This is a genomic window from Variovorax sp. CF079, from assembly GCF_900101545.1.
Classification (GTDB): domain Bacteria; phylum Pseudomonadota; class Gammaproteobacteria; order Burkholderiales; family Burkholderiaceae_C; genus Variovorax.
The window spans coordinates 461,139-472,075 of the sequence record NZ_FMZU01000001.1 but is presented as its reverse complement, the minus strand read 5'-3'; the positions used below and the strand labels follow the sequence as shown (position 1 = coordinate 472,075).

Genomic DNA, 10,937 nt, shown 5'->3' with positions numbered 1-10,937 from the left:
TTGACGTTGGCGATGTCCACACCGGTGCCGTCGCTCTTGACGCGCACCTTCACGTTGAAATCGACGACCCGCTTGACGGGGACCAGGACCTTCATTGGCTTGACTCCATTGAATTGCGAAACCGGGGGTGCAGGGGAACCGGAGATTTTAGGCGCCGGCCTCCGCGCGAGCTGTTCATTTCAATCACCTGGCGCGGGGCGCGAAGAAAAAGAACGATCGTGCTTTTTTTTGCGATTATAGGCGAGCCGCCTCAGGCGCCGAAACGCCGGGCGGCAGCGATTCGACGCGCAGCACGCGCTGGGGGTACGGAATGTCGATGCCGGCGGCACGCAGGCCCTCGAGGATCGCGATGTTGATGGGCGAGCGGACGTTGTCCTTGCCCTTGTCGGGATCGGCGATCCAGAAGTTGAGGCTGAACTCCAGCCCGTCGGGCGCGAAGTTGACGAGGAATGCGACCGGCGCGGGATCGCTCAGCACGCGCGCCTGCGCGGCGGCCGCATCGCACAAGATGGCCTGCACCTGCGCCACGTCGCTGTCGTAGCCGACCACGATGCTGGTCGTGATGTTGAACTTGAGGTCGGACACGGAAAGGTTCTCGACCCGGCTCGTGATCAGCGATTCGTTCGGCACGATCGACTCGCGCCCGTTGCCCTGCCGCACCAGCGTGTAGCGTGTCTTGATGTCGGTGATGCGGCCCTCGAAGCCGTCGACCTTGACGTTGTCGCCGATGCGGATCGAGCGCTCCAGCAGGATCACGAAGCCACTCACGTAGTTGGCGGCCAGCTTCTGCAGGCCGAAGCCGAGGCCCACGCCCAGCGCGCCGCCCAGCACCGAGAGCGCCGTCAGGTCGACCCCCACCGCCGACAAGGCGAACAGCAGGCCGATCAGGAGCAGGAAGGCGCGGATCGCGTTCGACGCGACCTTGCGCATCGACAGGTCGGTCACCGAGGTGCGCAAGATGCGCTTCTCGATCGTCGAGGCGATCCACAGCGCGATCACGAGCACGAGGCCGGCCGACAGGATGCCTTCCAGGATGGTGCGCAGGCTGACGCGGGTCTTGCCGAAGGCCAGCGTGATGTTCTCGAGCTCGGCCAGCACCGCGGGCAGCAGGCCGACGATCCAGAGCACCGCCGCAATCCATGCGATCCACGAGATCGTGCGCTCGACCAGGCGGATCAGCGCCGAGGTCGGGAACACCGCCCTGAGCACGCGCGCGAACAGGCGGATGGCCGCGAGCGAAAGGAACACCGGCACCGCCATGCGCAGCACCAGCACCGGCTGGAACTCGAGCACGAAGCGGCGCGCCAGATCGGTCAAGAGCAGTGCGAGCAGCGGGAACAGCAGGCCGTCGAAGGTGCGCTCGCCGAACCAGATCGAATCCTTGGGCTGGTCGCGGCCGAACCAGCGGCAGACCGCCCAGGCCAGCGCCACGCAGCCGACCAGAGCCGCAAGTTCGATCCACAGGCTGCGCGCGTCGATCTGGCCGAGGCGCTGAGTGAAGGCGCTGAGATCCATCCTAGGGGCTGCCCTAGAGATCAGCCAGCACGCGCAGGTGCGTTTCGACGCTGCGCGCGAGCGCATCGAGGTTGTAGCCGCCTTCCAGCATCGACACGATGCGGCCCTGGGAATGGCGTCGCGCCACGTCGCGGACACGCTCGGTGATCCACGCGAAGTCGTTCTCGTTGAGCCGGAGCTGGCCCAGGTCGTCGTCGCGATGGGCGTCGAAACCCGCGCTCACGAAGATCATCTGCGGCTTGAATTCGTCGAGCCGCGGCATCCAGCAGGCCTCGATCAGCTCGCGCACGTCCATGCCCTTGGTATAGGCCGGCACCGGCAGGTTGAGCATGTTCGGCGCCGGATGGTCGGTGCCGCTGTACGGATAGAAGGGATGCTGGAAGAAGCCCACCATCAGCACGCGCGGGTCGTTGCTCAGGATGTCTTCGGTGCCGTTGCCGTGGTGGACGTCGAAATCGACGATCGCGACGCGTTCCAGGCCATGTTCTTCGATCGCATGGCGCGCCGCGATCGCGACGTTGTTGAGGAAGCAGAAGCCCATCGCCTTGTCGCGGCAGGCATGGTGGCCGGGCGGCCGCACGGCGCAGAAGGCGTTGTCCAGCTCGCCGGCGATCACCGCGTCGGTCGCGGCGATGGCGGCGCCGGCGGCGCGGCGGGCAGCGAGCACGGTGAAGCGCGTGAGCGCGGTGTCGGGATCGAGCTGCGCGTAGCGCGGGCCGCCGGCCGGGGCGTCGGCGATCAGCCGCTGGCTCAGCGCCTCGAGGAGTTCCAGGTGTTCGACGCTGTGCGCCCGCGTGATCTGCTCCAGCGTGGCCAGCGGCACCTCTGCGCGTTCAAGCGCGTCGGCGACGCCGGTTGCAAGCAGCCGGTCCTCGATCGCATCGAGCCGCTCCGGGCATTCGGGATGCCCCGCGCCCATCTCGTGTTTCCAGCAGTCGCGGTGGGTGAAATAGCCGGTTTTGCCCATGGATCGATCACGTCGTAGCCTCATGCAGCGTAGGGCCGCAGGGCTTTACGGTATTGTTTGCATATGGATACAAAAATGGACGTTGCCGCGAAGCTCGCCAGTTTGCTCGGCCAGCTTAACACGGTGATCGTGGGCAAAGAGGCACAGGTGCGCGACTGCGTGGCCTGCCTCCTGGCCGGCGGTCACCTGCTGATCGAGGATGTGCCGGGCGTCGGCAAGACCACCCTCGCCCACGCGCTTTCGCACACCTTCGGCCTGCAGTTCTCGCGGGTTCAATTCACGGCCGACCTGATGCCGGGCGATCTCTCCGGCGTGGCGATCTACGACCGCGGACAGCAGGCCTTCGTGTTCCACCCCGGGCCCATCTTTGCCCAGGTGCTCCTGGCCGACGAGATCAACCGTGCGAGCCCCAAGACCCAGAGCGCGCTCTTGGAAGCGATGGAGGAGAAGCAGGTCACGGTGGAAGGCGAAACCCGCCCTCTTCCCACGCCCTTCTTCGTGATCGCGACGCAGAACCCGCACGATCAGTTGGGCACCTTCGCGCTGCCCGAGTCGCAGCTCGACCGTTTTCTGATGCGCATCTCGCTGGGCTACCCCGACCGCGCGGCGGAGCGCGAACTCTTGGCCGGCGCCGACCGGCGCGAAATGCTCGCGGGTCTGCCGGCCTTGTTGACAGCGGGTGAACTCACGGCGCTGCAGCAGCGCGTGCTGCAGGTGCATGCGGCCGAGCCGCTCCTGAACTACGTGCAGGACCTGATCGCCGCGACGCGCTCGGGCCGCTGGTTCCTGCAGGGGCTCTCGCCGCGCGCCGGCATCGCCGTGCTGCGCGCCGCCAAGGCGCAGGCGCTCTTGGCCAACCGCGACTACGTGGCGCCCGACGACGTGCAGGCCGTGCTGCCGCAAACCATCGCGCACCGGCTCACGCCGCTCGGCGATGCGGGCCGCGGCGCGGTCGAGCAGGTGCGCGCCATGACCGCCGCAGTCCCCTTGCCGTGAAACTGCTGGCGCCGCTTCGCTCGCGCATCGACGGCTGGTTTCTCTCGCGCCGGCCGCCTTCGGACACGCTCGAGCTCACGCAGCGCAACGTCTATATCGTGCCGACGCCCGCGGGCTGGATGCTGGGCGCCACGCTGCTGCTGCTGCTGATCGCGTCGATCAACTACCAGCTCAACCTCGGCTATCTGCTGACCTTCCTGCTGGCCGGCAGCGTGGCGGTCGGCATGTATGTGTGCCATGCCACCCTGCGCGGGCTCGCGCTGCGCCTGATGACGCCCGATCCGCGCTATGCGAGTGCGGCCGCCGTGTTCCGCGTGGTGCTGCACAACGCCCGGCGCAGCACGCGCTACGGCATCGGACTGGCCGTGCGTCACAGCGGGCAATGGTCGTGGAGCGACGTGCCGGCCGAGGGCAGCGCAACGGTCGAGGTCGCCTTCAAGCCCGAACGCCGCGGTCTGCATCCGGTGCCGACGCTCACGGCCGAAACCCGTTTTCCGCTGGGCACCTTTCGCGTCTGGACGGTGTGGCGGCCGGCCTCGCAGGTGCTGGTCTACCCGGCCCCCGAGCCGAACCCGCCGCCGCTGCCGCCCGGCGAACCCCTGGCCGGGCAGGCGGCGGCGTCGATGCTGCGCGCGAACGTGGCCGGCGAGTACGACGGGGTGCGCGCATATCGGCGCGGGGACCCGCTGAAGCTCGTGGTGTGGAAGCGCGCGGCGCGGGCGCAGGCCACGGGCTCGGAAGAACTCGTGAGCCGCGACACGCAGCAGGCGCAGCGGCAGGAGCTGTGGCTGGACGCGCAATCTGCCGGCCTGCCCGGTTGGGAAGCGCGGCTGTCGCGGCTTTGCGCGTGGGTGCTGATGGCGGACCGGTTGGGCGTGGATTACGGGTTGCGGGTGGGCGGCAAGGTGGTTGCGCCTTCTCAGGGGGAGGCGCACAAGCGGCGGTGCCTGGAGGTGCTGGCTTTATGTTGACCAAGCTCCAATCGCTGCCCCGGGAAGCCAGAGACACCCTCTTCCTGCTCGGCGTGATCGCGCTCATCCTGCTGCCCCAGGTCCCGAATCTGCCCTGGTGGTGCAGCACCCTCACTGCCATCGTCCTGTTCTGGCGCGGCGTCCTGGCCGTGCAGGCCAAGCCGCTGCCCAGCAGATGGTGGCGCGCCGGCCTGCTCGCGGTCACGCTGGTCGCCACCTACGCCACGCATCGCACGCTGCTGGGCCGCGACGCCGGGGTCACGCTGATCGTGATCCTCCTTGCGCTCAAGACGCTGGAGCTGCGTGCCAGGCGCGATGCCTTCGTGATCTTCTTCCTGGGCTTCTTCACGATGCTCACGAACTTCTTCTACTCGCAGTCGCTGCCCACCGCCTTCGCGATGCTGCTGGCACTGCTGGGCCTCCTGACCGCGCTGGTCAACGCCCACATGCCGGTCGGCAAGCCGCCGCTCATGCAGGCGGCGCGCACCGCGGGCTGGATGGCGCTGCTCGGCGCACCGATCATGCTGGTGCTGTTCCTGCTGTTCCCGCGCATGGCGCCGCTCTGGGGCACGCCCAACGACGCGATGACCGGCCGCACCGGCCTGTCGAACACGATGCGCGTGGGCAGCATCGCGCAGCTCGCGCTCGACGATGGCATCGCGGCGCGCATCAGGTTCGACGGCAACCGCATCCCGGCGCAGCGCGACCTGTACTTTCGCGGCCCGGTGCTGTCGCAGTTCGATGGCCGCGAATGGACATCGCCGCCGTTCTTCTCGCGCGGCTTCCTGCCGCAGAACCTGCGTGTGCGCGGGGACGCCATCGGCTACGAAGTCACGCTGGAGCCCAGCAACCGCCCCTGGCTGCTGACGCTCGATGCCGCGCCGGCCAAGCCGGAGTTGCCGGGTTACGAACTGTTCGGCACGCCCGAGCTGCAATGGGTCGCGAACCGGCCGATCGGCGACCTGGTGCGCTACCGCACCCAGAGCTTCACGCAGTTCCAGAGCGGCCCGCAGCGCCGCACGGCCGCGTTGCAACCCTACGTGGCGTTGCCTCCGGGCTCGAACCCGCGCACGGCCGAACTGGCCGCGCAGATGAAGCGCGACCCGGCCCTCGCCGGCGCGGCCACGCCAGCCTTCGTGCAGGCCGCACTGCAACGGCTGCGCACGGGGGGCTACAGCTACACGCTCGAACCCGGTGTCTACGGCAACGACACCGCCGACGAGTTCTGGTTCGACAGGAAAGCCGGCTTCTGCGAACACATCGCCTCGGCCTTCGTGGTGCTGATGCGCGCGCTCGACATCCCCGCGCGCATCGTCACCGGCTACCAGGGCGGCGAGATCAACGGCGTCGACAACTTCTGGACGCTGCGCCACAGCGATGCGCACGCCTGGGCCGAGGTGTGGCAGGAAGGCGCGGGCTGGATACGCGTCGATCCGACCGGCGCCGTCTCGCCGGACCGCGTCGGCCAGTTCCAGCGCCTCGCGCCGCAGCCGGGCCTCTTCGCCGGCGCGATCAACGGGATGAGCCCCACGCTGGCGCAGAACCTGCGCGCCGCCTGGGAAGCGGTCAACAACGGCTGGAACCAGTGGGTGCTCAACTACACGCAGAGCCGGCAGCTCGACCTGCTCAAGAACCTGGGCTTCGAAGCGCCGAGCCTGCAGGACCTGGCGACCGTGCTGCTCGTGCTGCTGGTCGTGGCCAGCCTGGCGGGCGCCGGCTGGACGCTGTGGGAACGCAGCCAGCACGACCCGTGGCTGCGCCTGCTCGGCCAGGCCCGTGCACGCATGAAGAAGGCAGGCATCGAGGTGCCCGACGCGATGCCGCCGCGCCAGATGGCGGCCCGGCTGGCCGAACGCTTCGGCGCCGGCGCGCAGGCGGCTGCGGACTGGCTGCTCAAGCTCGAGGCGCAGCGCTACGCCAGAACGCCCGGGCCGGCGCTGGCCGCGCTCAAGGCCGAGTTCCGCCGCCTGGCCTGGCCGCGCTGAAACCACATGTGTCCCGCACGAGCGCGCCGGGCACGGGCGGCACAATCGAGGCCATGCGCCTCCTTCTTTCGACCGCTCTTCCGCTGGCCCTCCTCCTGCTGACCGCCCCGACCCCCGCATCGGCTCAGAAAACCGTGCGCGGCGAGACGCCCTATGCCACGCGCGACGACGCGATGCAGTTCGCCGACGACGTGGCCGAACGGCGCAACCTCGATCGCAAATGGGTGCGCGCGACCATCGGCAACGCACGGCTGCTGCCCAACGTGCCGCGCCTGATGCTGCCGGCACCCAGGGGCACGGCGAAGAACTGGCGCGTCTACCGCAGCCGCTTCATCGACCCGATCCGCATCGCGGCCGGCGTGCGCTTCTGGCGCGCCAATGCCGACACGCTGGCGCGCGCCGAAGCCGAGTACGGCGTGCCGCCCGAGATCATCGTCGGCATCGTCGGCGTCGAGACCATCTACGGCCGCAACATGGGCAACTTCCGAGTCATCGATGCGCTGGCCACGCTGGCTTTCGATTTCCCCCAAGGCCATCCGCGCGCGGCCGAGCGCCAGGCCTTCTTCCGCGGCGAGCTCGAAAGCTTTCTCAGCATCGAAAGCCGCACCGCGGAAGATCCGATGATGCCGGTCGGCAGCTATGCGGGCGCGATGGGCATGCCGCAGTTCATGCCGAGCAGCATCGCCAAGTACGCGACCGACTTCGACGGCGACGGCCGCATCGACCTGGTCAACAACCCGGCCGACGTGATCGGTTCGGTGGCCAGCTATTTCAGGGCCTTCGGCTGGCAGCCGGGCATGCCGCCGATCTACCCGGTCGGCTTCGACGAGGCGCGGCTCAAAAAGGATGTGCTGATGGCGCCCGACATCCTGCCCAGCTTCAGCGCCGACGCGTTCGTGGCCGGCGGCGCCGTGCTCGAAGGCGAGGCGCTCACGCACAAGGGCCTGCTCGCGCTGATCGAGCTGCAGAACGGTGCCGACGCGCCGAACTACGTGGCCGGCACGCAGAACTTCTACGTGATCACGCGCTACAACTGGAGCAGTTACTACGCGATGTCGGTGATCGATCTCGGCCGCGAAGTCCGCACCGCGATGGGACAGTAGCCATGGACGCCGGCGTGCGGCGCGCCTCGTGGATCGATGCCTGGCGCGACCTCGGCGTCGCTGCGCCCGACGAGGTGCTGCTGGCCAAGCTGCTGGCGCACTACAGCGAGCCGCATCGCGCCTACCACACGCTGCAGCACCTGGACGAATGCCTGGCCGGTCTCGCGCGCGAACGCAGCCATGCAGAGCGCCCGGCCGAGATCGCGCTCGCGCTGTGGTTCCACGACGCGATCTATGACGTGCACCGGCGCGACAACGAGGCGCGAAGCGCCGACTGGGCGCAAGCCGCGCTGCTGGCCGCCGGCGTCGCGGGCGATGCGGCCCGGCGCGTCCATGCGCTGGTGATGGCCACGCGCCACCACGCACAGCCCGAAGATGCCGATGCACAGTTGCTGGTCGACATCGACCTCTCGATCCTCGGCGCGCCTGCCGCGCGCTTTGCCGAGTACGAGCGGCAGATCCGCGCCGAGTACGCACATGTGCCGCCCGACGTCTTCGAGCTGCGACGGCGTGAAATTCTCGGCCGCTTCCTGGCGCGCGATCCGCTCTATCTCAGCGCATCGATCCGGGCGAAGCTGGAAGCCCAGGCGCGCATCAATCTGCAGCAAGCGATCGGCTGATCAGCCGCCAAAGCCGCCGCGTGCCACGACCTTGGCCGCGCGATCGACGACCACCGCGTCGCCCATCGCCACCGACTCGCCGGTGAAGGCCGTGATGTTGACCTGGTGCGTAACCCAGACCTCGAAAGTACCGGCCGGAATGCGCGCCAGTCCGTCGAGCAGGAGTTGCCGGTTGTTGGCCGAGATCTCAGTGCTGCCGAAGGTCGAGTTGAGAGGCGCCCACAGGGAATGGGCACCGAAGGCCAGGTCCGCCGTGTCCTTGCAGCGGCACCACGCGCTGGAACGCACGGCGCCCGGTGCGAGGCCGCGGGCACGCAACCACTCGCCCGCCGCGCGGGCCTGCGTACGGCCCGCCTCGCTCAGGTTGCGCTGCGTGCTGCACTGGTCCAGCCTGAAGCCGGGCGGATCGCCGACGCCCTGCGTCGTCTGCGCGTGGCGCCACAGCAGCGCGCACCGGCCGGCACGCAGGCGCTCGGCCATCGCATCGGCACCCGTCTGGGCATGGGAACGGCCCAGAAGTGCCGCTGCAAGCAGGATGAATTCGCGTCTTCCAGGCATCGCGCGAGGCTAGCAAAGCGCGGTCGACCCCAAAGCAAAAAGGGCTGCTGCGCCATCGCACAGCAGCCCTCGACTTGCGCTTCAGGCGCTCAGCGTGCCTTGCCTTCCTTCCAGGCGCTCAGCAGCTTGTTGTAGTCGATGGTCTCGCCCTTCGGCTTCTCGTTCGCCAGCTTCTTCCACGGCGCATGCTGGTCACTCAGGTACTTGTTGGGATCGCCCTTGGCATTGAGCTTGGGCGCGCACTTGGCCATACCGGCGCGCTCCAGGCGGCCCATCACGTTGTCCATCTCGTCGGCCAGGTTGTCCATGGCCTTCTGCGGCGTCTTCTCGCCCGTCACCGCCTCGGCCACGTTCTTCCACCAGAGCTGCGCCAGCTTCGGATAGTCAGGCACGTTGGTGCCGGTCGGCGACCAGGCCACGCGCGCCGGGCTGCGGTAGAACTCGACCAGGCCGCCCAGCTTGGGCGCCATGTCGGTCATCGCCTTCGACTGGATGTCGGACTCGCGGATCGGCGTCAGGCCCACGATGGTCTTCTTGAGCGAGGTGGTCTTGGAAGTGATGAACTGCGCATAGAGCCAGGCGGCGGCCGTGCGGTTCTCGTCGTGCGCAGAGAAGAAGGTCCACGAGCCGACGTCCTGGTAGCCGTTCTGCATGCCCTGCTTCCAGTACGGTCCGTTCGGGCCGGGCGCCATGCGCCACTTGGGCGTGCCGTCCGCGTTGACCACCGGCAGGCCGGCCTTGGTCATGTCGGCGGTGAAGGCCGTGTACCAGAAGATCTGCTGCGCGATCTGGCCCTGCGCGGGCACCGGGCCGGCTTCGCCGAAGGTCATGCCGGTGGCTTCCTTGGGCGCGTACTTCTTCATCCAGTCGATGTACTTGGTCAGCGCATAGACGGCCGCGGGCGAATTGGTCGCACCGCCGCGCGACACGCTGGCGCCCACCGGCGTGCACTTGTCGTCGCCGACGCGAATGCCCCACTCGTCGATCGGCAGGCCGTTGGGCGTTCCGATGTCGGCGGTGCCGGCCATCGAGAGCCAGGCATCGGTGAAGCGCCAGCCGAGCGACGGGTCTTTCTTGCCGTAGTCCATGTGGCCGTAGATCGGCTTGCCGTCGATGGTCTTCACGTCGACGCTGAAGAACTCGGCGATGTCCTCGTAGGCGCTCCAGTTGAGCGGCACGCCCAGGTCGTAGCCGTACTTGGCCTTGAACTTGTCCTTCAGGTCGGGGCGCGCGAACAGGTCGGCGCGGAACCAGTAGAGGTTGGCGAACTGCTGGTCGGGCAACTGGTAGAGCTTGCCGTCTGGACCGGTGGTGAACTTGGTGCCGATGAAGTCCTTGAGGTCGAGGCCCGGGTTGGTGTATTCCTTGCCCTTGCCGGCCATGTAGTCGGTCAGGTTCATGATCTTGCCGTAGCGGTAATGGGTACCGATCAGGTCGGAGTCGGAGACCCAGCCGTCGTAGATCGACTTGCCCGACTGCATCGAGGTCTGCAGTTTCTCGACCACGTCGCCTTCCTGGATCAGGTCGTGCTTGACCTTGATGCCGGTGATTTCCTCGAAGGCCTTGGCCATCGTCTTCGATTCGTACTCGTGCGTGGTGATGGTTTCGGACACCACCGAGATCTCCCTGACGCCCTTGGCCTGCAACTTCTTGGCGGCGTCGATGAACCATTTCATCTCGGCGGTCTGCTGGTCTTTGCTCAGGGTCGACGGCTGGAATTCGCTGTCGATCCATTTCTTGGCCTCCGGTTCTCCGGCCCAGGCGCTCTGCAAGGCAAAAGTCGCCGCTGCCAGTGCCAACGCTGTGTAGCGAATCTTCATGGATGTCTCCTCATGGTGCTTCCCGGTGTTGTGCAGATCCCGGCCCCGGGAAAGCGAAGAGCCGGACAGCTGAAGAAAGCGATTGCCGTCAGCCCTTGCGCATGATCAGCGCCAGCGCGAGCATCGACAGCACGAAGCTGATCCAGATCGACGGTTCGACCTCCAGGCTGAACCACTCCTGGAACAGGCCGGCCAGGCCGATGAAGGCCAGATTGATGTAGGCCGCGATGAGCAGCCCGATGAAGAGCCGGTCGCCGCGCGTGGTTTCCATCGGCAGCCAACCGCGGCGCAGGGTGGTCGGCGACTTGAATTCCCACACGGTCATGCCGACCAGCATCAGTGCGATGCAGCTGAAGAAAACGGCCACCGGCGTGGTCCAGACCATCCACTCGAACATTTTTC

Annotated in this window: 10 protein-coding genes and 1 pseudogene; 5 read left to right on the top strand and 6 right to left on the bottom strand. The window is 67.7% G+C overall.

Features of this window, described 5'->3' with window-relative positions; all coding sequences use genetic code 11:
* The 3 genes and pseudogenes from BLS74_RS33610 to BLS74_RS02395 all read right to left on the bottom strand — a co-directional run.
* A pseudogene (locus BLS74_RS33610) lies at positions 1 to 95 on the bottom strand (electron transfer flavoprotein subunit beta/FixA family protein); the annotation flags it as partial.
* Positions 96 to 234: 139 nt separating this feature from the next.
* On the bottom strand, positions 235 to 1,515 hold the full coding sequence (locus tag BLS74_RS02400) for a mechanosensitive ion channel family protein (RefSeq protein WP_093102646.1): 1,281 nt from the start codon (positions 1,513 to 1,515) through the stop codon (positions 235 to 237).
* A gap of 13 nt (positions 1,516 to 1,528) precedes the next feature.
* Entirely contained in the window at positions 1,529 to 2,482 is a 954-nt protein-coding gene (locus tag BLS74_RS02395) for a histone deacetylase family protein (protein WP_093102645.1), read from the bottom strand.
* Between the two features lie 75 nt (positions 2,483 to 2,557).
* Here BLS74_RS02395 and BLS74_RS02390 point away from each other — a divergent pair, with 75 nt between their 5' ends.
* The 5 genes from BLS74_RS02390 (at position 2,558) to BLS74_RS02370 (ending at position 8,157) form a co-directional block, all read left to right on the top strand.
* Positions 2,558 to 3,478 carry an AAA family ATPase gene (locus tag BLS74_RS02390; RefSeq protein WP_093102643.1) on the top strand — a complete coding sequence of 307 codons (921 nt, stop codon included), beginning with the start codon at positions 2,558 to 2,560 and terminating at the stop codon, positions 3,476 to 3,478.
* 2 nt (positions 3,479 to 3,480) lie between these two features.
* Positions 3,481 to 4,449, top strand: a complete 969-nt coding sequence (locus BLS74_RS02385) for a DUF58 domain-containing protein (RefSeq protein ID WP_093102692.1) — start codon at positions 3,481 to 3,483, stop codon at positions 4,447 to 4,449.
* Positions 4,443 to 6,434 carry a transglutaminase TgpA family protein gene (locus tag BLS74_RS02380; RefSeq protein ID WP_093102642.1) on the top strand — a complete coding sequence of 664 codons (1,992 nt, stop codon included), beginning with the start codon at positions 4,443 to 4,445 and terminating at the stop codon, positions 6,432 to 6,434. The genes BLS74_RS02385 and BLS74_RS02380 overlap by 7 nt, the downstream gene beginning before the upstream one ends.
* A gap of 173 nt (positions 6,435 to 6,607) precedes the next feature.
* Positions 6,608 to 7,537 carry a lytic murein transglycosylase B gene (gene mltB, locus BLS74_RS02375; RefSeq protein WP_244503722.1) on the top strand — a complete coding sequence of 310 codons (930 nt, stop codon included), beginning with the start codon at positions 6,608 to 6,610 and terminating at the stop codon, positions 7,535 to 7,537.
* Positions 7,538 to 7,539: 2 nt separating this feature from the next.
* Positions 7,540 to 8,157, top strand: coding sequence for an HD domain-containing protein (locus BLS74_RS02370; protein ID WP_093102639.1), 618 nt, complete (start codon positions 7,540 to 7,542; stop codon positions 8,155 to 8,157).
* On the opposite strand, the gene BLS74_RS02365 is transcribed toward BLS74_RS02370, so the two are convergent.
* From BLS74_RS02365 to BLS74_RS02355, 3 genes are all read right to left on the bottom strand, one after another.
* On the bottom strand, positions 8,158 to 8,715 hold the full coding sequence (locus BLS74_RS02365) for a histidine phosphatase family protein (protein WP_093102637.1): 558 nt from the start codon (positions 8,713 to 8,715) through the stop codon (positions 8,158 to 8,160).
* A gap of 89 nt (positions 8,716 to 8,804) precedes the next feature.
* Complete coding sequence (locus BLS74_RS02360; RefSeq protein WP_093102636.1) at positions 8,805 to 10,535, bottom strand: ABC transporter substrate-binding protein; 1,731 nt, start codon at positions 10,533 to 10,535, stop codon at positions 8,805 to 8,807.
* An 88-nt stretch (positions 10,536 to 10,623) separates the two neighbouring features.
* A complete protein-coding gene (locus BLS74_RS02355) occupies positions 10,624 to 10,932 on the bottom strand; it encodes a DUF2160 domain-containing protein (RefSeq protein ID WP_093102634.1) in 309 nt (102 codons plus the stop codon).
* Between the last annotated feature and the right edge of the window lie 5 nt (positions 10,933 to 10,937).